The sequence below is a fragment of the Streptomyces sp. NPDC058279 genome, assembly GCF_042881255.1.
In the GTDB taxonomy this organism is placed as follows: domain Bacteria; phylum Actinomycetota; class Actinomycetes; order Streptomycetales; family Streptomycetaceae; genus Streptomyces.
In genome coordinates, this window is the sequence record NZ_JBHVYA010000009.1 from 287,963 (window position 1) to 311,116 (window position 23,154).

Annotated in this window: 21 protein-coding genes and 1 riboswitch; of the genes, 13 read left to right on the forward strand and 8 right to left on the reverse strand. The window is 70.7% G+C overall.

Annotation, left to right across the window (positions count from 1 at the left end):
- Positions 1-180: 180 nt before the first annotated feature.
- The gene (locus tag ACFVXJ_RS19780) at positions 181-1,761 is read right to left on the reverse strand and encodes a Na+/H+ antiporter (RefSeq protein ID WP_389663210.1); all 1,581 of its coding nucleotides are present in this window, start codon (positions 1,759-1,761) and stop codon (positions 181-183) included.
- Between the two features lie 63 nt (positions 1,762-1,824).
- Here ACFVXJ_RS19780 and ACFVXJ_RS19785 point away from each other — a divergent pair, with 63 nt between their 5' ends.
- The 3 genes from ACFVXJ_RS19785 (at position 1,825) to ACFVXJ_RS19795 (ending at position 3,707) form a co-directional block, all read left to right on the forward strand.
- On the forward strand, positions 1,825-2,085 hold the full coding sequence (locus ACFVXJ_RS19785) for a UBP-type zinc finger domain-containing protein (protein WP_389663211.1): 261 nt from the start codon (positions 1,825-1,827) through the stop codon (positions 2,083-2,085).
- 216 nt (positions 2,086-2,301) lie between these two features.
- The gene (locus ACFVXJ_RS19790; protein ID WP_136215044.1) at positions 2,302-2,715 is read left to right on the forward strand and encodes an anti-sigma regulatory factor; all 414 of its coding nucleotides are present in this window, start codon (positions 2,302-2,304) and stop codon (positions 2,713-2,715) included.
- An 11-nt stretch (positions 2,716-2,726) separates the two neighbouring features.
- The gene (locus ACFVXJ_RS19795; protein WP_389663265.1) at positions 2,727-3,707 is read left to right on the forward strand and encodes an RNA polymerase sigma factor SigF; all 981 of its coding nucleotides are present in this window, start codon (positions 2,727-2,729) and stop codon (positions 3,705-3,707) included.
- Positions 3,708-3,738: 31 nt separating this feature from the next.
- Here the strand turns inward: ACFVXJ_RS19795 and ACFVXJ_RS19800 are convergent, their stop codons facing one another.
- Entirely contained in the window at positions 3,739-4,197 is a 459-nt protein-coding gene (locus ACFVXJ_RS19800; protein ID WP_389663213.1) for a hypothetical protein, read from the reverse strand.
- 153 nt (positions 4,198-4,350) lie between these two features.
- On the opposite strand from ACFVXJ_RS19800, the gene ACFVXJ_RS19805 reads away from it, so the two are divergent.
- Both ACFVXJ_RS19805 and ACFVXJ_RS19810 read left to right on the forward strand, forming a co-directional pair.
- The gene (locus ACFVXJ_RS19805) at positions 4,351-5,316 is read left to right on the forward strand and encodes a diacylglycerol/lipid kinase family protein (protein ID WP_389663215.1); all 966 of its coding nucleotides are present in this window, start codon (positions 4,351-4,353) and stop codon (positions 5,314-5,316) included.
- A 323-nt stretch (positions 5,317-5,639) separates the two neighbouring features.
- A complete protein-coding gene (locus ACFVXJ_RS19810; protein WP_003953983.1) occupies positions 5,640-5,897 on the forward strand; it encodes a WhiB family transcriptional regulator in 258 nt (85 codons plus the stop codon).
- 202 nt (positions 5,898-6,099) lie between these two features.
- Here the strand turns inward: ACFVXJ_RS19810 and ACFVXJ_RS19815 are convergent, their stop codons facing one another.
- Both ACFVXJ_RS19815 and ACFVXJ_RS19820 read right to left on the reverse strand, forming a co-directional pair.
- Positions 6,100-7,569: a sensor histidine kinase gene (locus tag ACFVXJ_RS19815; protein ID WP_389663267.1), complete on the reverse strand. Its 1,470-nt coding sequence runs from the start codon at positions 7,567-7,569 to the stop codon at positions 6,100-6,102.
- A gap of 392 nt (positions 7,570-7,961) precedes the next feature.
- Positions 7,962-8,555, reverse strand: coding sequence for a TetR/AcrR family transcriptional regulator (locus tag ACFVXJ_RS19820; protein WP_389663217.1), 594 nt, complete (start codon positions 8,553-8,555; stop codon positions 7,962-7,964).
- 83 nt (positions 8,556-8,638) lie between these two features.
- Here ACFVXJ_RS19820 and ACFVXJ_RS19825 point away from each other — a divergent pair, with 83 nt between their 5' ends.
- The gene (locus tag ACFVXJ_RS19825; protein ID WP_389663219.1) at positions 8,639-9,400 is read left to right on the forward strand and encodes an SDR family oxidoreductase; all 762 of its coding nucleotides are present in this window, start codon (positions 8,639-8,641) and stop codon (positions 9,398-9,400) included.
- A 139-nt stretch (positions 9,401-9,539) separates the two neighbouring features.
- Positions 9,540-10,325, forward strand: coding sequence for a glucosamine-6-phosphate deaminase (gene nagB / locus ACFVXJ_RS19830; protein WP_389663221.1), 786 nt, complete (start codon positions 9,540-9,542; stop codon positions 10,323-10,325).
- An 86-nt stretch (positions 10,326-10,411) separates the two neighbouring features.
- On the opposite strand, the gene ACFVXJ_RS19835 is transcribed toward nagB, so the two are convergent.
- The 4 genes from ACFVXJ_RS19835 to ACFVXJ_RS19850 all read right to left on the reverse strand — a co-directional run bounded on the left by ACFVXJ_RS19835 (position 10,412) and on the right by ACFVXJ_RS19850 (position 15,152).
- A complete protein-coding gene (locus ACFVXJ_RS19835) occupies positions 10,412-11,899 on the reverse strand; it encodes a glycoside hydrolase family 3 protein (protein ID WP_389663223.1) in 1,488 nt (495 codons plus the stop codon).
- Between the two features lie 6 nt (positions 11,900-11,905).
- Entirely contained in the window at positions 11,906-12,694 is a 789-nt protein-coding gene (locus tag ACFVXJ_RS19840) for a carbohydrate ABC transporter permease (protein WP_389663268.1), read from the reverse strand.
- 98 nt (positions 12,695-12,792) lie between these two features.
- On the reverse strand, positions 12,793-13,788 hold the full coding sequence (locus ACFVXJ_RS19845) for a carbohydrate ABC transporter permease (protein WP_389663224.1): 996 nt from the start codon (positions 13,786-13,788) through the stop codon (positions 12,793-12,795).
- 74 nt (positions 13,789-13,862) lie between these two features.
- Positions 13,863-15,152 (reverse strand): extracellular solute-binding protein, encoded by a 1,290-nt coding sequence (locus ACFVXJ_RS19850; protein ID WP_389663226.1) that lies wholly within the window; start codon positions 15,150-15,152, stop codon positions 13,863-13,865.
- Between the two features lie 291 nt (positions 15,153-15,443).
- On the opposite strand from ACFVXJ_RS19850, the gene ACFVXJ_RS19855 reads away from it, so the two are divergent.
- The 6 genes from ACFVXJ_RS19855 to ACFVXJ_RS19880 all read left to right on the forward strand — a co-directional run bounded on the left by ACFVXJ_RS19855 (position 15,444) and on the right by ACFVXJ_RS19880 (position 23,024).
- A complete protein-coding gene (locus ACFVXJ_RS19855) occupies positions 15,444-16,208 on the forward strand; it encodes a GntR family transcriptional regulator (protein WP_389663270.1) in 765 nt (254 codons plus the stop codon).
- 75 nt (positions 16,209-16,283) lie between these two features.
- Positions 16,284-18,497: a carbon starvation CstA family protein gene (locus tag ACFVXJ_RS19860; protein ID WP_389663228.1), complete on the forward strand. Its 2,214-nt coding sequence runs from the start codon at positions 16,284-16,286 to the stop codon at positions 18,495-18,497.
- Positions 18,494-18,691 (forward strand): CstA-like transporter-associated (seleno)protein, encoded by a 198-nt coding sequence (locus tag ACFVXJ_RS19865; protein ID WP_389663230.1) that lies wholly within the window; start codon positions 18,494-18,496, stop codon positions 18,689-18,691. Before ACFVXJ_RS19860 ends, ACFVXJ_RS19865 begins: the two co-directional genes overlap by 4 nt.
- A 77-nt stretch (positions 18,692-18,768) precedes the next feature.
- Positions 18,769-19,275 (forward strand): GNAT family N-acetyltransferase, encoded by a 507-nt coding sequence (locus tag ACFVXJ_RS19870; RefSeq protein ID WP_389663232.1) that lies wholly within the window; start codon positions 18,769-18,771, stop codon positions 19,273-19,275.
- A 20-nt stretch (positions 19,276-19,295) separates the two neighbouring features.
- Positions 19,296-19,452: riboswitch (cobalamin riboswitch) on the forward strand.
- A gap of 153 nt (positions 19,453-19,605) precedes the next feature.
- Positions 19,606-22,008 carry a ribonucleoside-diphosphate reductase subunit alpha gene (locus tag ACFVXJ_RS19875; protein ID WP_389663233.1) on the forward strand — a complete coding sequence of 801 codons (2,403 nt, stop codon included), beginning with the start codon at positions 19,606-19,608 and terminating at the stop codon, positions 22,006-22,008.
- Entirely contained in the window at positions 22,008-23,024 is a 1,017-nt protein-coding gene (locus ACFVXJ_RS19880; protein ID WP_389663235.1) for a ribonucleotide-diphosphate reductase subunit beta, read from the forward strand. The genes ACFVXJ_RS19875 and ACFVXJ_RS19880 overlap by 1 nt, the downstream gene beginning before the upstream one ends.
- The last annotated feature ends 130 nt before the right edge of the window (positions 23,025-23,154 follow it).

Consider the following 23,154-nt stretch of genomic DNA (forward strand, 5'->3'; position numbering starts at 1 on the left):
GCTCCGGCCCGCTCCGGCCCGGACGAGGGACGGCGGACGGCGGACGGCGCGGTCCGACCGGCGCCCCGCCCCCGCGGACCGCCCACCGGACCGCTCCGACCCCGCCCGGCCCCCGCGCCCCACGACCCGCTCAGGCCCACCCCGTCCGACCCGCGCGGACCGTTCGGGCCCGCGACCCGCTCAGGCCGACTCCTCCCGGTAGGCCGCGGCCTCCTCCAGGTCCAGCCGGCGCAGCAGCACCCGGAGCATCTCGTCGTCGATCCGCCGCCGGTCGCGCAGCGTCACGAACACCTCCCGCTCGGCCTCGATCATCTCGCCCGCCAGCCGCCGGTAGATGTCGTCCGCGGACTCCCCCGTCACGGGGTTGGTCTCGCCGAGCCGCTCCCACACCGCGTTGCGCCGCCGCTCCAGCACCGTCCGCAGCCGGTCCGCCAGCGGCCCCGGCAGGGCGTTGCGCGGCTCCTCCAGCAGCTCGTTCAGCCGGTCCTCCGCCGCCCGCGACGCCTCGCTCTGCGCCTGGGCCTCCGCCAGCGTCTCCGCCTGGAGGTCGCGCGGCGGCAGTCGGAGCAGCCGGATCAGCGGCGGCAGCGTCAGCCCCTGCACCACCAGCGTCGCGATGACCGTCGTGAAGGTCAGGAAGAGGATCAGGTTCCGGTGCGGCACGCCGACGGGGACGGAGAAGGCGATGGCCAACGAGACCACCCCGCGCATCCCGGCCCATCCCACGATGACCGGCGCCTTCCAGTTCGTCTCGGGTTCCCGCAGGCGGATCCGCTCGGACAGCACCCGGGGCAGGAAGGTGGCCGGGAACACCCACACGAAGCGCGCCACCACCACGGCCAGGAACACCGCCAGCGCGTACCAGGCCGCCTGCGGGCCCTCGTACTCCCCGAGCCCCTTCAGGACCACCGGCAGTTGGAGGCCGATCAGCGCGAAGACCACCGACTCCAGCACGAAGGAGATCACCTTCCACACCGCGGTCTCCTGGAGCCGGGTCGCGAAGTCGACCTGCCAGTTGCGGTGCCCGAGGTACAGGGCGACCACCACGACCGCCAGGACGCCCGAGGCGTGCACCCGTTCGGCCGCCGCGTACGCGACGAACGGGATCAGCAGCGACAGGGTGTTCTGCAGCAGTGGTTCGCGCAGCCGTTTGCGCAGCAGGTGGATCGGCACCATCAGCACCAGCCCGACCCCGACGCCGCCCACCGACGCGAGCAGGAACTCCGCGATCCCGCCCGCCCAGCCGGCGCCGACGCCGACGGCGGCGGCCAGCGCCACCTTGTAGGCGGTGATCGCGGTGGCGTCGTTGACCAGCGACTCGCCCTGGAGGATGGTCGTGATCCGGTTCGGCAGTCCGAGTCTGCGGGCGACCGCCGTCGCCGCGACCGCGTCGGGCGGCGCGATCACCGCGCCCAGCACCAGCGCCACGGGCAGCGACAGGCCCGGCACCAAGAGGTAGGCCGCGTACCCCACGGCCACGGTCGCGAAGAGCACGTATCCCACGGACAACAGCGCGATCGGCCGTACGTTGGCCCGCAGGTCCAGGTACGAGCTCTCCATGGAGGCCGTGTACAGCAGCGGCGGCAGCAGCAGGGGCAGCACGATGTGGGGGTCGAGGGCGTACGACGGCACGCCCGGGATGTAAGCGGCGATGAGACCGACGGCGACGAGCAGCAGCGGCGCGGGAACCGGGGTACGGCGGGCCATCCCGGCGACCACCGCGCTGCCCGCCACCAGGGCCACCAGCTGCAATACCTCCATCGAAGATCCATCCTCCTCGGTATCAACCGTCCGGTGCGCCCGCACGTCAGTACGCTGGCCATCATGAGCGAGTGCACCCACGTTGCCGAACTGCCGCGCCCCGAGCCCATCCCGCTTGCCCCGACCTGCCCGGAATGTCTGGCGCTCGGCAGTCATCCGGTGCAACTGCGGATGTGTCTGGGGTGCGGATACGTGGCGTGCTGCGATTCCTCGCCCTACCGCCACGCCACGGCGCACCACCACGAGACCGGCCATCCGGTGATGCGCAGCTTCGAACCGGGCGAGACGTGGAGGTGGTGTTTTGTCGACGGTTCGATCGTCTGAGGCGGGGTAGGTCAACCCTCCGCCGGTTCCCCCGAATTGGGCCCGCAGACCCCTAGCCACTGTGCGTACCGATGGGCTTACCATCGGTCACCGGCCGCAGGAACGGCGGGTGACCCGGGCGCTCCCAGCGGGCGCCACGAGGGGTGCCGCGACACGATCGCCCGGATCGCGATAGCGTCACCGGCGAACAGAGCTCGTACCACCTTGGAGGTGAGGGTGTCCCAGATCGCAGGCGAGCCCGCGACCCAGGACTTCGTAGAAGTCCGGCTGCCGGCTGCGGGTGCCTACCTGTCGGTGCTGCGTACGGCGACAGCCGGTCTCGCGGCACGGTTGGACTTCACCCTCGACGAGATCGAGGACCTCCGCATCGCGGTGGACGAGGCGTGCGCGATCCTGCTCCAGCAGGCCGTGCCCGGCTCCGTCCTGAGCTGCGTGTTCCGGCTGATCGACGATTCGCTGGAGGTCACCGTCTCGGCACCGACCACGGACGGCCGCGCACCCGAGCGCGACACGTTCGCGTGGACGGTCCTGTCGGCGCTGGCCGGCAAGGTCGAGGCGACGGTCGAGGAGGACCGCACCGTGTGCATCAGCCTGTACAAACAACGCGGCGCGGGGCCAGGCCCGGCGTGAGCGGCGGGGAGATCCCGGTGCGGGGCGGGGATCGGCCCCGGGTACGGCATGAGGTCGACGGCGGCATCCCGGAGCAGCAGCACGCCCGGCCGCACCCGGCTGACGCGGATGCGGACAACGGCTTTTTGGACTCGGCGGAGCGACGGGCGGGCCCTATGAGCGAGAACCGGCACGACGAACCACAACCCTCACAGCCACCCGCGGCCGTGGCCCAGGCGGCTCCGGCGCTGCCGGACCCGCGCGACCGCAGTGGCGCGCGGGCGCTGTTCTTCGAACTGCGGGAGCTGCCCGACGGTTCGCCGGAGCGGGCGGAGCTGCGCAACCGTCTGGTCCGGATGCACCTGCCGCTGGTCGAGCACCTGGCCCGGCGGTTCCGCAACCGGGGCGAGCCGCTCGACGACCTGACGCAGGTCGCCACCATCGGCCTGATCAAGTCGGTGGACCGGTTCGACCCGGACCGGGGCGTGGAGTTCTCGACGTACGCCACGCCCACGGTCGTCGGCGAGATCAAGCGGCACTTCCGCGACAAGGGCTGGGCGGTACGAGTACCCCGGCGCCTCCAGGAGCTGCGGCTCTCGCTGACCACGGCCACCGCGGAACTGTCCCAGCAGCACGGCCGCTCCCCCACGGTCCACGAGCTGGCCGAACGGCTCGGGATCTCCGAGGAGGAGGTGCTGGAGGGTCTGGAATCGGCCAATGCCTACAGCACGCTCTCCCTGGACGTCCCGGACACGGACGACGAGTCCCCGGCGGTCGCGGACACGCTGGGCTCGGAGGACGAGGCGCTGGAGGGGGTCGAGTACCGCGAGTCCCTCAAGCCGCTGCTGGAGGGGCTGCCACCGCGAGAGAAGCGGATTCTGCTGCTCCGGTTCTTCGGCAACATGACGCAGTCACAGATCGCGCAGGAGGTCGGCATCTCCCAGATGCACGTCTCCCGCCTGCTGGCCCGCACCCTGGCCCAGCTGCGCGAGAAGCTCCTCGTGGAGGAGTAGGCGGCGCGGCCCGTGTCGACGGGCCGCGCGGTCAGGCGGCGGGACCGATGCCCAGGGCCTGGGTCGCCGTCGGGTTCACCAGCAGGGCCACGACCGCCAGCGCGGCCGCCGCCAGGGCCACCGCGGCGGCGGTCAGCGCCCCGCCGGCGGTCCACAGCGTCCACGCCACCGGCAGCGCCGTCAGCTGCGTGATCAGCGCCGGGCCCCGGCTCCACCGCCGCCCCAGGCGCAGCCCGCGCGCCGCGATCAGCGGGAGCACGGCGATGGCGAGCAGGGTCAGGCCCCCGGTCTCGGCCTGCCGCACGGAGTCGACGTGTCCGGTGATCCCGTCGAACAGCAGGTAGCCGCCGAGGCCGACCAGGGCCAGGCCCTGGAGCGCGCACAGTACGGCAGCGACGGTCAGCCGGCCAGGCAGCGCGGCGGCGCCGCCGGGGGCGGTCGCGTCGGCGGGGGCGGTGGCGGGGGCGTTCGGCGTCGGCTTCTCACTCACTCCAGCAGGGTAGCCGCGCCCCGCCCGCGCCGGAGCGGACGGTACCGGGGCGGCGGGGCGGGCGGCGGCCGGGAAGCGGCCGGTGGCCGGACGGTGACCGGTCGGGGACGGGCAGTACCGGGCGCCCGGGAGCGGGTGGGTAGGCTGGCGCTCATGCGTGCACTTCTCGTGGCCAACCCAGCAGCGACGACCACCAGTGCACGTACGCGCGACGTCCTGACCCACGCGCTGGCCAGCGAGATGAAGCTGGAGGCGGTCACCACCGAGTACCGGGGACACGCCCGCGACCTGGGACGCAAGGCGGCCCGGGACGGCCTGGACCTCGTCGTCGCCCTCGGCGGCGACGGCACGGTCAACGAGGTGGTCAACGGCCTGCTGCACGACGGCCCCGATCCGGACCGGCTGCCGAGGCTGGCGGTGGTCCCCGGCGGTTCGACGAACGTGTTCGCCCGCGCGCTCGGACTGCCCAACGACGCCGTCGAGGCGACCGGCGCCCTGTTGGACGCCTTGCGGGAGCGGCGCGAGCGCACGGTGGGCCTCGGTCTCGCGGCCGGCGTCCCCGGCACGGAGGACGAGTCGGTCCCGGCGCGCTGGTTCACCTTCTGCGCGGGCTTCGGTTTCGACGCGGGGGTGGTGGGTCGGGTCGAGCAGCAGCGCGAGCGCGGCAAGCGTTCGACGCACGCCCTCTATGTGCGACAGCTGGTGCGCCAATTCCTCGACGAACCCAATCGCCGGCACGGGACGGTCACCCTGGAGCGGCCCGGCGTGGAGCCCGTGACGGACCTGGTGCTGTCGATAGTCTGCAACACCTCGCCCTGGACGTATCTGGGCAATCGTCCGCTGTACGCGTCCCCGGACGCGTCGTTCGATACCGCACTTGACGTATTGGCCCTGGATCGTTTGTCAACTCCGGCGGTCGCCAAGTACGCCACACAGCTCCTGACCTCGACTCCTGAGCGCGGTCCGCAGGGCAAGCACGCGGTGACTCTGCACGATCTGACCGACTTCACCTTGCATTCGAAGGTTTCACTCCCCTTCCAGATGGACGGCGATCACCTGGGACTGCGGACCAGCGTTCGGTTCACAGGCGTTCGCCGTGCACTGCGTGTGATTGTGTGAGTAGAAGAGCCCAAAGTCCTTTCACTCGAACGTTTACACGCCGGTACACCCCCAGGAACTAGGGCTGTGACCTAGTCGACACCGACGAATCCAAAAAAACTTTCCGGAAGGGGTTGTATCCCCGTCCGAGGTTTGCGAATCTCTACATGGCGATCGGGACAGCCCGCACAACCCGGCACCCACACAGACCGCCAGAACCCCACCACGAATCTTCGGACCCCCCAGTCGTCATTCTGGGGGTCAGCCCTTCCCTCACGGGGGGATTCGTGAAAGCGTTCACATTCACAAGCAACCTGCCCGCAATACAAGGAGATGGAGCAGCCATGGACTGGCGTCACAACGCCGTTTGCCGCGAGGAAGACCCGGAGCTCTTCTTCCCCATCGGCAACACCGGTCCTGCGCTGCTGCAGATCGAGGAAGCCAAGGCCGTCTGCCGCCGCTGCCCCGTCATGGAGCAGTGCCTGCAGTGGGCGCTCGAGTCCGGTCAGGACTCCGGCGTCTGGGGCGGTCTCAGCGAGGACGAGCGCCGCGCCATGAAGCGCCGCGCCGCTCGCAACCGGGCGCGCAACGCCAGCGCCTGACACGACTTTCGAGCCTCGAGCCGCAGCGCGTAGAACCCCGAGAAGCGATCGGCAACGTGCTCTTGAGCCCCGGACCGGTTCCCCCAGCCACCGCTGGGAGGGACGCCAGGTCCGGGGCTCAGTGCTGTACCGGCTACCGGAGACCCGCCGTGGTGACGTAGCGTGACGGGCCGGTCGCCGCTCTGCGTGACCGTCGCCGACCCTACTTCTGCGGGCTGGCCGGGATGTCGAGGACGACGCGGGTGCCGTGCGGCTCGACCCGGACCATGTCGAAGGTCCCGCCGAGCTCTCCCTCGACCAGGGTGCGGACGATCTGGAGTCCGAGGTTCCCGGCCCGTTGCGGGTCGAAGCCCTCGGGCAGACCACACCCGTCGTCGAGCACCTTGATCAGCAGTCGCGCGTCGGCGCGGCCCGTGCCCGAGCGGGTGGCCGAGACCTCGACCGTGCCGCCCTCCCCCTGGCCGAAGGCGTGCTCCAGGGCGTTCTGGAGGATCTCGGTCAGCACCATCGAGAGCGGGGTGGCGACCTCCGCGTCCAGGATGCCGAACCGGCCGGTGCGCCGGCAGGCGACCTTGCCGGGCGAGATCTCGGCGACCATCGCGATGACCCGGTCGGCGATCTCGTCGAACTCCACGCGCTCGTCGAGGTTCTGAGAGAGCGTCTCGTGCACGATCGCGATCGAACCGACGCGCCGCACGGCCTCGTTCAGCGCCTCGCGTCCCTGCGGGGAATCCATCCGGCGGGCCTGGAGGCGCAGGAGCGCGGCCACCGTCTGGAGGTTGTTCTTGACCCGGTGGTGGATCTCCCGGATGGTCGCGTCCTTGGTGATCAGTTCACGTTCGCGACGGCGCAGTTCGGTGACGTCGCGGCACAGCACCAGGGAACCGATGCGGGTGCCCTTGGGCTTGAGCGGGATGGCGCGCAGTTGGATGACCCCGCCGTTGCCCTCGACCTCCGTCTCGCGGGGGGCCCAGCCGCTGGCCAGCTTCACCAGGGCCTCATCCACCGGGCCGCGGGAGGGCGCCAGTTCGGCGGTGGTGGTGCCGAGGTCCTGACCGACCAGGTCGGAGGCGAGCCCGAGGCGGTGGTAGGCGGAGAGCGCGTTCGGGGACGCGTACGTCACCACGCCCTCGGCGTCGAGTCGGATCAGCCCGTCGCCGACGCGCGGGGAGGCGTCCATGTCGACCTGCTGGCCGGGGAAGGGGAATGAGCCCGCGGCGATCATCTGGGCGAGGTCGGAGGCGGACTGGAGGTAGGTGAGCTCCAGCCGGCTCGGTGTACGCACGGTGAGCAGGTTGGTGTTGCGCGCGATCACTCCCAGTACCCGGCCCTCGCGCCGGACGGGGATGGACTCGACCCGGACCGGGACCTCCTCGCGCCACTCCGGGTCGCCCTCGCGGACGATCCGGCCCTCGTCGAGGGCGGCGTCGAGGAGCGGGCGGCGGCCGCGCGGGACCAGGTGGCCGACCATGTCGTCCTGGTAGGAGGTGGGGCCGGTGTTGGGGCGCATCTGCGCGACCGACACGTACCGGGTGCCGTCGAGGGTGGGGACCCAGAGCACCAGGTCCGCGAAGGACAGGTCGGAGAGCAGTTGCCACTCCGAGACCAGCAGGTGAAGCCACTCCAGGTCGGTTTCACCGAGAGCGGTGTGCTGGCGTACGAGGTCGTTCATGGAGGGCACGGGCCGAGCGTACCCCGGGTACGGCCATGACTTTCCCCACGGCGAATACCCAGGAGTATCCAGGAGGGCCCCGCGCCGCGTAGGGTTGGAGGAAGTGACGGGAACAAGACCCCTGTCCTTGGATGGACAGGACAGATTGGTCTAGTCCACTATGGTTTAAGCTTCCGCCCTCCCCGCACAGGAGGACGGATCGAGGAAGCCGCGCGCTCTGCCCTGACCGCGTCGGCCCCTCCCAACCGGCCGCCGGGAACCGCACACCCGCCGGCCGTAAGTACTCCGGGCTACGGTGCCGGACGGGTTGAGGGTCCCGTCCCGCACCGTGGCCCAGAGGAAACGACCCCGCGGAAAGCAGCCCCGGAGGCCGGGACGACGTCCGAGGCCGGCTAGCGTGGCCAGGCCCGCATCGCCGTCTCCGCCACCGCCTCCAGTTCTTCGCGGCCCGCCCCGTCGCGCGCCTGCTGCGACATCCCCTGGAGCACCGCCCCGACGTAACGGGCGAGCGCCCGCGCGTCCGCGTCGACGGGCAGCGCGCCGGTGGCGATGTCCGCCGTGATCCGGCTCTCGAACACGGCCAGGTTGGCGTTGCGCCGTTCCCGCAGGGCTTCGGCCACCTCGTCCGAGGTGGTGTTGATCGCCGCGCTGCTGACCAGGCAGCCCTTGGGGTGGTTCGGGTCCGTGTAGATGTCGGCGGCCTCGCGCAGGAGGCGCCGTACGGCCGCGCCCGCGGTGGGCTCCTCGGCGAGCGCCACGGCGGCGAAGCCCCCGTATCGGCCCCCGTACGCCGTCACGACCTCCTCGAAGAGGGTGCGCTTGTCGCCGAAGGCCGCGTAGAGGCTGGGGGCGCCGATGCCCAGTTCACGGGTCAGGTCGGAGATCGAGGTCGCCTCGTAGCCGCGCTCCCAGAAGACGCGCATGGCCGTGTCGAGAGCGGCGTCGCGGTCGAAGGAGCGGGGCCTGCCGCGCTGTCCGGTCACCATGCGCCGATTCTATAGCGGCCATTAAGGAATCTGGTACGGTCCCTTCTGTAGCGACCACTAGAGATTGCGAAGGGGGGCGCGTCATGGGCGTGCTCAAGGGGAAGACGGCACTGGTCACGGGCGGCAGCCGGGGAATCGGTCGGGCCGTGTCGCGGCGGCTGGCGCGGGACGGGGCGCTCGTCGCCGTGCACTACGGCCGGGACGAGGCGGCGGCGCGGGAGACGGTCGTCGCGATCGAGGCGGAGGACGGCCGGGCCTTCCCGATCGGGGCGGAGCTGGGGGTCCCGGGGGACGCGCGGGCGCTGTGGGCCGCGTACGACGCCCACCCGCGGGCGACGGAGGAACTGGACATCCTGGTCAACAACGCCGGGGCCGCCGCCTTCGCGGGCATCGAGGAGACGGACGAGGAGACCTACGACCGCACGCACGCGCTCAACGCGAAGGCACCCTTCTTCGTGATCAAGCACGGGCTGACGCGCCTGCGGGACGGGGGCCGGATCGTCAACGTGACGGGCACTCCGGACATCGCACTGCCGGCGATCCTGGCGACGATCACGGCCAAGGGGGCGACGAACGCCCTGACGGTGTCGCTGGCCGCCGCGCTCGCGCCGCGCGGCATCACCGTCAACTCGGTGGGGCCGGGTGTCATCGAGACCGACCTCAACGCGGGGTGGCTGGCCGACCCGGCGGCCCGGGCGCACGTATCGGCCCGCTCGGTGTTCGGCCGCACCGGGACGGCGGAGGAGGTGGCGGACATCGTCGCCTTCCTGGCCTCGCCGGATTCCCGCTGGATGACCGGCAAGCACCTCGACGCGACGGGCGGCCTCCAGCTCGCGCTGCTGTAGCCGGCGCCGCGGGCCGCCGAGAGGCCACCGGGCGGGAATCGGATCACGATGGAAGAGGGGCGGAAGGCCCGCCGCACACGGGCGGATTCTGTTAGATTGGTCTATACCACACCACCCTCTCCTGATTGGCAGGCTCCGCGTGGAAGTTGTCATCGTCCCGAACGCCAAGGCAGGCGGCGAGCTCATCGCGGAGGCCATGGCCGCCCTGGTACGCCGCAAGGCCGACGCCCTGCTCGGGGTGGCGACGGGCTCCACCCCGCTGCCCGTGTACGAGGCCCTCGCCGCCAAGGTCAAGGCCGGCGAGGTCGACGTCTCCAGGGCCCGCGTCTGCCAGCTCGACGAGTACGTCGGCCTGCCGGCCGGGCACCCGGAGTCCTACCGCGCCGTCGTCCTGCGCGAGGTCGTCGAACCCCTGGGCCTGTCCGAGGCGTCCTTCATGGGCCCCGACGGCTCGGCCGAGGACATCGTGGCCGCCTGCGACGCGTACGACCGCGCGCTCGCCGAGGCCGGCGGCGTGGACCTCCAACTGCTCGGCATCGGCACCGACGGGCACATCGGCTTCAACGAGCCGTGCTCCTCGCTCGCCTCCCGCACCCGCATCAAGACGCTGACCCACCAGACCCGCGTCGACAACGCCCGCTTCTTCGACGACGACATAGACCAGGTCCCGCACCACGTCGTCACCCAGGGCATCGGCACCATCCTCGACGCCCGCCACCTGGTCCTGCTCGCCACCGGCGAAGGCAAGGCGGAAGCCGTCGCGCAGACCGTCGAGGGGCCGCTGTCCGCCCTCGTCCCGGCCTCCGCGCTGCAACTGCACCGCCACGCGACGGTGGTCGTGGACGAGGCCGCCGCGTCCAAGCTGAAGCTGGCCGACTACTTCCGTCAGACCTACGCCGACAAGCCCGCCTGGCAGGGCCTGTAACACCGCGAACACCCGCGCGCCCGCGCGCTCGCGCACGAAGGCCGGGCCCCCCTCCACGGGGGCCCGGCCTTCGTGCGTACACGGTGCTACGCGCCCGCGATGACCTCCGCCGCCGCCCTGCCGCACACCCGCGCGGCGCCGTGCGTCGCGATGTGCAGCGCGCCGCGCGGCTCGGCCCGGGGCAGCCCCATCTCGACCACCACGGTGTCCGGCCGGGCCGCCACGAGTGCGTCCAGCGCCTCGGTCATCCAGGGGTGGCGGTGCGCGTCCCGGACCACCGCCACGACCGTGCGGTCCCCGGCGGCGGCCAGCACCTCCCCCACGCCGACCCCCTCGTGGTAGACGCCCGACGCGGTGCCGGGCAGCAGCGCCGCGAGCTCGCCCGCCACGCCCCAGGGGGTCTCGTCGCCCACCGCGATGTTGGGTTCGGGGGCGAGCGTGGCCACGTACGGGGTGCCGACGGCGCTCACCCGGCCGGTCAGGACCAGGGCGCGACGGGCCGCCGTCAGACCGATGCCGGGCGCGCCCCCCTCCGGCGCGCCCGGCGTCGCGGCGGCCCGCCGGGCGCGGGTCCATTCGGCCAGGGCGCGGACCCGGGCGGCGGCGTCGGCGAGCCGCTCCTCGGGCAGCGAGCCGTCCCGTACGGCCGCGACCAGCGCGTCCCGCAGCCGCAGGACAGTGGCCTCGTCGGCGAGTCCGCCGCCGACGCAGATCGCGTCGGCGCCCGCGGCGATGGCGAGGACGGAGCCCCGCTCGATGCCGTAGGTCCCCGCGATGGCGTTCATCTCCATGCCGTCGGTGACGATGAGGCCCTCGTAGCCCAGCTCCTTGCGCAGCAGACCGGTCAGGATCCGCGGGCTGAGGGTGGCGGGGCGGGTGGGATCGAGGGCGGGGACCACGATGTGCGCGCTCATGACGGCCTTCGTGCCGGCCTCGACGGCGGCCCGGAACGGTACGAGTTCACGCGCCGTCAGGGTGTCCGGGTCGGCGTCGATGCGCGGCAGGGCGAGGTGCGAGTCGACGTTGGTGTCGCCGTGGCCGGGGAAGTGCTTGGTGCAGGCGGCGACCCCGGCGGCCTGGAGGCCCTCGACGTAGGCGGCGGTGTGCCGAGCCGCGAGGTGGGTGTCGGCGCCGAAGGACCGTACGCCGATGACCGGGTTGTCAGGGTTGGAGTTGACGTCGGCGGAGGGCGCCCAGTTGAGGTTGACCCCACAGGCGGCGAGCCGGCGGCCCAGCTCGTGGGCGACCCCCCGGGTCAGTCCGGTGTCGTCGACGGTGCCCAGCGCCAGGTTGCCGGGGAAGGAGGAGCCGTCGCGGACCTCCAGGCGGGTGACGTCGCCGCCCTCCTCGTCGATGGCGACCAGGACGTCGTCGCGCTCGGCGCGCAGTCGGGCGGTGAGCCGCGCGAGCTGCTCGGGGGAGGCGATGTTGCGGCCGAAGAGGCCGACGGCGTGCAGCCCTTCGCCGAGCCGGCGCAGCAGCCAGGCGGGGGCGGTGGTGCCCTCGAAGCCGGGCTGGAGGACCGCGAGGGCGTCGCGGGTGAGCGTGTCCGTCTGGTGCGCGAGGACAGTCATGGGCCGTTATCCCTTCACGGCGCCGGCGGTGAGGCCCGCGGCCATCTTGCGCTGGACGATGAGGAAGAGGACCACGATGGGGAGCGCCATCATGGTGGAGCCCGCCATCATCGGGGCGAACTCGGTGCCGTGCAGCGTGGTGAAGTTGCCGAGCCAGACGGTGGCCGTCTGGTTCTGCTGGCTCATCAGCATCAGCGCGTACAGGTACTCGTTCCACGCCTGGATGAAGCCGTAGACGGACGTGGCGACCATGCCCGGGGCGAGCAGCGGGAAGACGACGCGGAGGAAGGCGCCGGTCGGCGTGCAGCCGTCGACCATGGCGGCCTCTTCCAGCTCCTTGGGGATGTTGACGATGAATCCGCGCAGCGTCCACACCGTGAAGGGCAGGATGAAGGTCAGGTAGGTGATGATCAGACCGCTGAGCTTGTCGTACTGGCCCAGGTCGTTCAGGAGCAGGAAGACCGGGATGATCATCGCGACGAGCGGGATCATCTGGACGGCGAGGATGCCGACGATCACGATCTTGCGCCCCCGGAAGGCGAACCGGGAGATGGCGAGGGCGGCCAGCATGCCCACGGCGATGCCGATGACGACCACGGTCAGCGAGACGATCAGGCTGCGCCCGACCGGTCCCCAGAAGTCGGAGATCTCCAGCGCCCGCTTGAAGTTGTCGAACGTGATGGTGGTCGGGAAGAAGTGCGGGTGCGGGTCGATGGCGTCCTTGGCGGGTTTGAACGCCGTGTTGAGCATCCAGTAGACCGGGAACCCGGCGGTGACGAAGACCAGCAGGCCGATGAGGTTCCAGCCGAGCCTGGACTTCTTGCGCTGCCTGAGGCGGGGGGCGCCGGCGGTCGGGGGGGTCGCGGTGGTCGGGGTGGTCGCGGTGGTCGAGGTCACTCCACCTCTCCGATCTTGAGCATCTGGCGCATGTAGACGGCGACCACCGCGAGCAGGAGCAGGACGGTCACCAGGGCGATCGCGGAGCCGCCCGAGTAGTCGTTGACCACGAACGCCTGCTTGTACGAGTAGGTGGTCAGCAGTTGGAACTCGGCCTCGGGGTTGCCGTTGCGCATCACGAAGACCTGCGGGAAGACGCCCATGTCCCAGATGACCGACAGGGTCGTCAGCATCACGATGATCGGCTTGAGGATGGGGAGGGTGACGTGGCGGAACACGCCCCAGGCGCCGGCGCCGTCCAGGCGCGCCGCCTCTTCCAGTTCCTTGGGCACCTGGGTCAGGCCCGCACTGAGGGTGATGACGACGAAGGGCACCGCGCCCCAGACCACGAGCAGCATGATCACCGCGAGGCCCTGGGGGCCGCCGGCGAACCAGTTGTGGCCGATCATGTCGACCCCGGGGAGTCGGCTCATCAGGTAGTTGAGGACGCCGTAGTCGGCGTCGAACATCCACTTGAAGATCGCGGTGGCGACGATGATGGGCATGCCCCAGCTCGCGACCAGCGCGACGCTGATGAGGGCCTTGACCCAGCCGGAGACCTTCTGGAGCAGCAGGGCGACGAGCATGCCGATGACCATGGTCAGGACGACCGCGCCGGCCGCGAAGACGACGGTGCGCAGCACGACGGACCAGAACACGCCGTCGCCGAGGACCTTGGTGAAGTTGTCGAATCCGACGAACTCCGCGTCCTTGAAGCCCCAGAGCTCGGACTTGCCGAAGCTTTGGAAGGAGAGGGACACCAGTCTGAACAGCGGGTAGCCCATGACGAGGACGATGATCAGCAGGCAGGGGGCCAGCAGCAGCCAGGGGGTCGCGCCGGGGCCCTTGCGGTTCCGCTGTCGCGGCGCGGAGGTCTTGCCTGTCCCGGGTCCGGTGGAAGTCTGGCGCCGTGCCGGCGGCAGATCGGCGGTGGTTGTCTGTGCGGCACTCATCGCGTGCTCCTCGGGGGTCCCTCTCTTGACGGGCAGCGGGGCCCCGCCGATCCGGCGGGGCCCCTCACTTCAGGTCACTTGGTGTTGATGACCTTGTCGATCTCGGCGTCGGCGGCCTTGGCCGCGTCCTCGACCGACTTCTTGCCGGTGCCGATGTCCTGGAGCATGGTCTGGAGGACCTTGCCCTTCTCGACCTGGCCCCAGCCGGGGGCGGTCGGGACGAACCAGGAGGACTCGGCCGCGGTGGCCGGCACCTCCGTCTTGGGGTCGGCCTTGAGCGGGCCGAGGTCCGTCTTGTTGTTCGGCAGGTTGCCCTTGGCGATCAGGCCCTTCTGGCCCTGGGAGCCGGTGAAGGCGTTGATCCACTCGGCCGCGACGTCCTTGGCCTTCGACTTCGACGGGACCGCGAGGTCCGAACCGCCGAGGAAGACCGGGAGGTTCTTGCCGTTCGGGCCGGGCATCACGAAGTTCTCGATCTTGTCCTTCAGCCCGCCGACCTTGTCGCTCTTGGGGTCGGCCGCGTCGGCGCCCTCCCATGCGGCGGCGAACATGGCGGCGGCGTTGCCCTGACCGAAGACGACCGGGCGGTCGGACTCGTCCTTGGTCTTGTCCGCGTGCATGTACTTGTCGAGGAGCTCCTTGTACTGCTTGAGCCCCTTGACCGACTCGGGGGAGGACAGGGAGCCCTTCCAGGCGGAGCCGTCCTTCTTGGCGATGGCGCCGCCCGCGTCGTAGACGAAGGACATCGCGGCGTACCAGTCGGGAGAAGGCTGGTAGAGGGCGCTGAACTTGTCGCCCTTCGCGGCCTGGATCTTGTCCAGGGCGGAGGTCAGGTCGGCCCAGCTCTTCGGGGCGGCGGTGACGCCGACCTCGGCGGCCAGGTCCTTGCGCCAAGTGCCGACGCGGCCACCGGCGTAGTAGGGGACGCCGTAGGTCTTGCCGTCGAAGGTGACCGACTGCTTCAGCGCGTCCAGCCAGGCGGCGGAGTTGTCGAACTTCGCCGGGTCGACCTCGGAGAAGGCGCCGGTCGACATGTAGCCGATCATCTCGGAGTTGCCCATCTCGACGACGTCGGGGGCCTTGTCCGTGGCGAGGACGGCGTCCAGCTTGGCGTTCTTGTCCGGCCAGCCGTAGTACTCGTGCTTGATGGTGAGACCGGGGTGCTTCGCGACGATCGCGTCGTCGGCCGCCTTGACCAGCTCGGGCCAGTTCTTCTGGGCGTCGACCGTCAGCCAGACCGTCAGCTCCTTGGCACCGGACGCCTTGTCGGCCGTGTCCCCGCCCTTGCCGTCCGAGCCACCGCAGGCCGCCAGGCCGATCACCATGCCCGCGACTCCAACCGCCGCGATGAGCTTGCGCTTCACGCCACCCTCCTCAGGGATGCCTTCATGCACGTCCCTTGCCCGCCGCGGTGACATACGCGAAGTACTGGGCGTGGGGCCGGGATCCGATCCATATTGGTGTAGACCAGTAACCGGAGCTTGGCCTAGACCTTTAGGGGTGTCAAGGGTCTAATGAGCGGGTGATCGGTCCGTTATCGGACCGACACCTGGGGGAGGGGAGAGGCCCGTCCTCCCACCCGTGTCACGATGTGACCGCACATATCGGAGGAGCCGGTGACGGCAGCGAAACTGGAGTCGGGAAGGCGGGCGGCGATGGCCACCGAAGGGGCGACCACGGAGCCGGAAGGCGGGGCGGCCACTCGCACGGCCCGGGTTCCCAAGTACTACCGACTCAAGCGGCACTTGCTCGACATGACCGAGACCATGCCCCCCGGCACACCGGTGCCACCGGAGCGCACGCTCGCGGCCGAGTTCGACACCTCGCGGACCACCGTCCGCCAGGCCCTGCAAGAGCTCGTGGTCGAGGGCCGGCTCGAACGCATCCAGGGCAAGGGCACCTTCGTCGCCAAGCCCAAGGTCTCCCAGCCGCTGCAACTCTCCTCCTATACGGAGGACATGCGCGCCCAGGGCCTGGAGCCCACCTCACAGCTCCTGGACATCGGCTACGTGACGGCCGACGACACCCTCGCCGGGCTCCTCAAGATCTCCACCGGCGGGCGGGTCCTGCGCATCGAACGACTGCGCCTGGCCAGCGGCGAGCCGATGGCCATCGAGACCACCCACCTCTCGGCCAAGCGCTTCCCCGCGCTGCGCCGTTCGCTGGCCAAGTACACCTCCCTCTACACCGCCCTCGCCGAGGTGTACGACGTGCGCCTGGCCGAGGCCGAGGAGACGATCGAGACCTCGCTGGCCACCCCGCGCGAGGCCGGCCTGCTCAGCACGGACGTCGGCCTGCCGATGCTGATGCTCTCCCGGCACTCGCTGGACGCCGACGGCGAGCCGGTCGAATGGGTACGTTCGGTGTATCGCGGCGACCGTTACAAGTTCGTTGCCCGTCTCAAGCGACCCGCACTCTGATACACCGTTGACTCCTGATCCGCCCTCGGTGGACGCTCGTACCGCTCAACAGTGATCAACGAGGGGACGAGGATCATGCCGGAACCGGAAGCAACAGGCACGACACGGGACACGGCGGGAGCCTCGTCAGGGGGGCTCTCGCCGAAGTCGATCGCCGTGTGGGTGCTCGTGGCCCTCGTCGGGGCCATCGGCTGGGGCGTACTGGCCCTCTCGCGCGGCGAGGAGATCTCGGCCGCCTGGCTGCTCGCCGCCGCGCTGGGCTCGTACGCCATCGGCTACCGCTTCTACGCGCGCTTCATCGCGGACCGCGTCCTGCGCGTGGACAAGACCCGGGCCACCCCCGCCGAACGCCTCGACAACGGTGTCGACTTCCACCCCACCGACCGCCGGGTGCTCTTCGGCCACCACTTCGCCGCCGTCGCCGGCGCGGGCCCGCTGGTCGGTCCGGTGCTCGCCTCGCAGATGGGCTACCTGCCCGGGACCATCTGGATCGTCGCGGGCGTCATCTTCGCCGGCGCCGTCCAGGACATGGTGACGCTGTTCTTCTCCACCCGCCGCAACGGCCGTTCGCTCGGCCAGATGGCGCGGGACGAGATCGGCCCGGTCGGCGGCGCCGCCGCACTGGTCGCCGTGTTCGTGATCATGATCATCCTGCTGGCGGTGCTGGCCCTGGTCATCGTCAACGCGCTGGCCGACTCCCCCTGGGGCGTCTTCTCCATCGGCATGACCATCCCGATCGCCCTCTTCATGGGCTTCTACCTGCGCGTCCTGCGCCCGGGACGGATCACCGAGGTCTCCCTGATCGGTGTCGCCCTGCTGCTGCTCGCCATCGTCGCGGGCGGCTGGGTCGCCGACTCCTCGCTCGCCCACGTCTTCACCCTGGACAAGCAGACCCTGGTCATCTGGATGGTCGCCTACGGCTTCGTGGCCTCCGTGCTGCCCGTGTGGATGCTGCTCGCCCCGCGCGACTACCTCTCCACCTTCATGAAGGTCGGCACCATCGCGCTGTTGGCGGTCGGCGTGGTCATCGCGATGCCCATGCTGAAGATGCCGTCCGTCACCGACTTCGCCTCGCGCGGCGACGGACCGGTCTTCGCCGGCTCGATGTTCCCGTTCGTCTTCATCACCATCGCGTGCGGCGCGCTGTCCGGCTTCCACGCGCTGGTCTCCTCGGGCACCACCCCGAAGATGATCCAGAAGGAGACCCAGGTCCGGGTCATCGGCTACGGCGCGATGCTCACCGAGTCCTTCGTCGCCGTCATGGCCGTGATCGCCGCCTGCATCATCGAGCCGGGCCTGTTCTTCGCCGTGAACTCCCCCGCCGGGGTCATCGGCACCACCGTCGAGACCGCGTCCCAGGCGGTCACCCACTTCGGGTTCGCCATCTCCCCCGACGCCCTCGCCCAAGCCGCCAAGGACGTCGAGGAAACCACCCTGCTCTCCCGTACGGGCGGCGCGCCGACCTTCGCACTCGGGATGTCGCAGATCTTCTCCTCCGTCATCGGCGGGGCCGGGATGAAGGCCTTCTGGTACCACTTCGCCATCATGTTCGAGGCCCTGTTCATCCTGACGACGGTCGACGCCGGCACCCGCGTCGGCCGCTTCATGCTCCAGGACACCCTCGGAAACCTGCACAAGTCCTTCAAGGACGTGAGCTGGAAGCCCGGTGTGTGGATCGCCAGCGCGGTCGTCGTCGGCGGCTGGGGCTACTTCCTGTGGGTGGGCGTCGAGGACCCGCTGGGCGGCATCAACCAGCTGTTCCCGCTGTTCGGCATCGCGAACCAGCTCCTGGCGGCCGTCGCCCTCGCGGTGTGCACCACGCTGCTGGTCAAGTCCGGCCGACTCAAGTGGGCGTGGGTGACGGGCGTCCCGCTGGCCTGGGACGTGGCGGTGACCCTCACCGCCAGCTACCAGAAGGTCTTCTCCGACAACCCGAAGATCGGCTTCTTCGCACAGCGCGACCTGTACCAGGACGGCATCGACGCCGGAAAGGTCATCAAGCCGGCGAAGGACCTCGCCCAGATGCACACCGTGGTCACCAACGCCACGGTGGACGGCGTGCTGTCGGTGCTCTTCGCCCTGCTCATCGTGATCGTCCTGGTGGACGCCGCCCGGACCTGCGTCAAGGCGGTCCGCGCCCCGCAGGACGTCGCCCTCACCGAAGTCCCCTGGACCGAGTCCCGGATCGTCGCCCCGGCCGGTCTGATCGCGACGCCCGAGGAGCGGGCGGAGCTGGCCGCCGCCGGCCTCGACTCGGGCGGCGGCAAGGCCAAGGAGCCGGTGGCGTGAGCGGCGTCCGGCAGGCGCTGGCCAAGGCCCGTTACTACGTACGGGAGTTCTCCGGCGAGGCCGCCTACGACCGCTACGTGGCCCACGCCCGCTCCCACGCCCCGGACGCCGAGGTCCTCACCCGGCGCGCCTTCGAACGCGCCCGCACCGATGCCCGCGAAGCCGACCCGCGCGAGGGCTTCCGCTGCTGCTGAACCGGCCACGGGCCGCCGCGCGTTCCCCCGGGAAAACGCGGCGGCCCTTTCCGTGCCCCCGGGGCACACTCGACGGTATGGACATCACGATCAGACCGGCGCTGCCGGCGGAGTACGAGGCCCTCGGGGACATCACCGCCCGGGCCTACCTCGGGGACGGCCTCCTCACCTACGGCGCGGACGACCCGTACCTCGCCCGGCTCAAGGACGTGGCGGGACGCGCCGCGACCGCGGCGGCCGAAGTGCTCGTCGCCGTACTCGACGACGGACGCGTGGTGGGCGGGGTGACCTTCGCCGCGCCGGGCAGCGCCCTCTGCGACATCGCCCGCCCCGACGAGGCCGAGTTCCGGATGCTGGCGGTCGCCCGCGAGGGCCGCGGCCGGGGCGCCGGCGAGGCGCTCGTGCGGGCCTGCGTCGACCGCGCCCGGGCCGTGGACGGCGTACGAAGACTCGTGCTGTCGACCACCCCGGACATGCTCGGCGCCCACCGGATCTACGAGCGCCTGGGCTTCGTCCGCTCGCCCGAGCGGGACTGGGAGCCGGTCCCCGACCTCACCTTGCTCACGTACGGTCTCGCGCTGTAGTCGGTGCGCGACACAACATCTAGGGGGTCCCACAGGAGGGTGCCCCCACATGTATGCTCATGCTCGCTGTCGCCGCAGGGGAATCCGGTGCGAATCCGGAACTGTCCCGCAACGGTATGAACTGCGCCCATTGGCGCATCCGAAGTCCGAGGACCTGCCGACAGCGCGCCCGGCTCGACCGAACCGGGTACAGCCACGTCCGGGCCTCGCGGTTGGGCCGGTGGACGCAGCGCGGCGCAAGCGTGCCCGGAGTCGGGGACGCGCCCGCGCGCGCCCGCTCGCGCTCCGCACCGAAGGTGCCCCGGAGCCGAGTGAGGGAGAGCTCCCCCCGTGACCATCGCGCCCGCCGCACCACGCGCCGAGTCCGACCCGTCCGACACCGCGACCACCGGTGGGGGCCATGGGGCCGCGCTGCTGCGCACCCTCACCGAGCTGACGGCCGACCTCCCCGACACCGACCCCGGCCGGGTCGCCGCCGCCGCCCTGCGGGGCCGCAGCGCCGCCGCGGACGAGGCCGAACTGCGGTCGCTGGCCACCGAGGCCGCCGCCGGACTGATCTCCGAGGACCCGGCGTACTCCCGGCTCGCCGCCCGCCTGCTCACGCTGGCCGTGCGCGACGAGGCCGCGGGCCAGGGCGCGACCTCCTTCGCCGCGTCCGTCGCCGTCGGCCACCGCGAGGGCCTGATCGCCGACCGCACGGCCGCGTTCGTCGCCACCCACGCGAGCCGCCTCGACGCGCTGGTCGAGCACGCGCTCACCGAGGGCGCCGACGACCGCTTCGGCTTCTTCGGCCTGCGCACCCTGCACAGCCGTTACCTGCTGCGCCACCCGATCACCCGCCAGGTGATCGAGACCCCGCAGCACTTCATGCTGCGCGTGGCCTGCGGTCTCGCCGCGGACGACAGCGTGCCGGCCGTCGAGGAAGTGGCCTCGCTGTACCGGCTGATGAGCCGCCTGGACTACCTGCCGTCCTCGCCCACCCTCTTCAACTCCGGCACCCGGCACCCGCAGATGTCCTCCTGCTACCTGCTGGACTCCCCGCTGGACGAGCTGGACTCGATCTACGACCGCTATCACCAGGTCGCCCGCCTCTCCAAGCACGCCGGCGGCATCGGTCTGTCGTACTCCCGCATCCGCGCCCGCGGTTCGCTGATCCGCGGCACCAACGGCCACTCCAACGGCATCGTCCCGTTCCTCAAGACCCTCGACGCCTCCGTCGCCGCCGTCAACCAGGGCGGTCGCCGCAAGGGCGCCGCCGCCGTCTACCTGGAGACCTGGCACGCGGACATCGAGGAGTTCCTCGAACTGCGCGACAACACCGGCGAGGACCAGCGCCGTACGCACAACCTGAACCTGGCCCACTGGGTGCCGGACGAGTTCATGCGCCGGGTGAACGCCGACGCCGACTGGTCGTTGTTCTCCCCCGCCGACGTCCCCGAGCTGGTCGACCTGTGGGGCGACGACTTCGACGCCGCCTACCGCAAGGCCGAAGCGGCCGGCCTGGCCCGCAAGACCATGCCCGCCCGCGACCTCTACGGCCGGATGATGCGCACCCTCGCGCAGACCGGCCAGGGCTGGATGACCTTCAAGGACGCCTCCAACCGGACGGCGAACCAGACCGCCGAACCCGGCACCGTCGTCCACTCCTCGAACCTGTGCACCGAGATCATCGAGGTCACCAACGACGGCGAGACCGCCGTGTGCAACCTGGGCTCGGTCAACCTCGGCGCCTTCGTCCTGGCAGAGTCGGGCGACATCGACTGGGAGCGGCTGGACGAGACCGTCCGCACCGCCGTCACCTTCCTCGACCGCGTCGTGGACATCAACTTCTACCCGACCGAGCAGGCCGGCCGCTCCAACGCCCGCTGGCGCCCGGTGGGTCTGGGCGCGATGGGCCTCCAGGACGTCTTCTTCCGACTGAAGCTCCCCTTCGACTCCCCCGAGGCGAAGGCCCTGTCCACCAAGCTCTCCGAGCGGATCATGCTGGCCGCCTACGAGGCGTCCTGCGACCTCGCCGAGCGCAGCGGCCCGCTCCCCGCCTGGGAGCAGACCCGTACCGCCCGCGGTGTCCTGCACCCGGACCACTACGACGTCGAGCTGAACTGGCCGGAGCGCTGGGACGCGCTGCGCGCCCGGGTCGCGAAGACCGGCATGCGCAACTCGCTGCTGCTCGCCATCGCCCCGACGGCGACCATCGCCTCGATCGCGGGCGTGTACGAGTGCATCGAGCCGCAGGTGTCGAACCTCTTCAAGCGCGAGACGCTCAGCGGCGAGTTCCTCCAGGTCAACGCGTACCTGGTGGACGAGCTGAAGAAGCTCGGCGTGTGGGACGCGCAGACCCGCGAGGCGCTGCGCGAGGCCAGCGGTTCCGTCCAGGGCTTCGGCTGGATCCCGGCCGAGGTGCGCGAGCTGTACCGCACGGCGTGGGAGATCCCGCAGCGCGGCCTGATCGACATGGCGGCGGCCCGTACGCCGTTCCTGGACCAGTCGCAGTCGCTGAACCTGTTCCTGGAGACGCCGACCATCGGGAAGCTGTCCTCGATGTACGCGTACGCCTGGAAGCAGGGGCTGAAGACCACGTACTACCTGCGCTCCCGCCCGGCGACGAAGATCGCCCGCGCGGCGTCCGGCGCCGCCGCCCCGGCCGCCGCCACGCCCCTCCCGCAGGCCGTCGACGCCGACGCGCTGGCCTGCTCCCTTGAGAACCCCGAGTCCTGCGAGGCATGCCAGTAATGAGCTCCACTGACACGAAGAATTTGCTCGACCCGGGCTTCGAGCTGACCCTCCGTCCCATGCGCTACCCGGACTTCTACGAGCGCTACCGGGACGCGATCAAGAACACCTGGACGGTGGAGGAGGTCGACCTCCACTCGGACGTCGCGGACCTCGCGAAGCTGACGCCGGGCGAGCAGCACATGATCGGCCGGCTGGTCGCGTTCTTCGCGACGGGCGACTCGATCGTCTCGAACAACCTCGTGCTGACCCTGTACAAGCACATCAACTCCCCGGAGGCGCGCCTGTACCTGTCGCGCCAACTGTTCGAGGAGGCCGTGCACGTCCAGTTCTACCTGACGCTGCTCGACACCTACCTGCCCGACCCGGACGACCGGGCGGCGGCCTTCGACGCGGTCGAGGAGATCCCGTCGATCCGCGAGAAGGCGCAGTTCTGCTTCAAGTGGATGGACTCGGTCGAGAAGATCGACCGGCTGGAGACGAAGGCCGACCGCCGCCGTTTCCTGCTGAACCTGATCTGCTTCGCCGCCTGCATCGAGGGCCTGTTCTTCTACGGCGCGTTCGCGTACGTCTACTGGTTCCGCTCGCGGGGTCTGCTGCACGGTCTGGCGACGGGCACCAACTGGGTGTTCCGCGACGAGACCATGCACATGAACTTCGCCTTCGAGGTCGTGGACACGGTCCGCAAGGAGGAGCCGGAGCTCTTCGACGACGCGCTTCAGCAGCAGGTCACCGACATGCTGAAGGAGGCCGTGGAGGCGGAGCTGCAGTTCGGCCGCGACCTGTGCGGTGACGGCCTGCCGGGCATGAACACCGAGTCGATGCGCGAGTACCTGGAGTGCGTCGCGGACCAGCGTCTGGTCCGTCTCGGCTTCCCGCCCGTCTACGGCTCGCAGAACCCGTTCTCGTTCATGGAGCTCCAGGGCGTCCAGGAGCTGACGAACTTCTTCGAGCGCCGCCCCTCGGCCTACCAGGTCGCCGTCGAGGGCACGGTCGACCTCGACGAGGACTTCTGAGCGGGCTACCGGCAACGGCAAGGCCCCGCACCGTAGGCAGATTCTTGGGGTCCTCGCAACACCTGATGGCTTACGCGGTCGTCAGTAGATCACGCAGGCGCTCGGCTGGGGTTCTCCAGCCGAGCGTTTT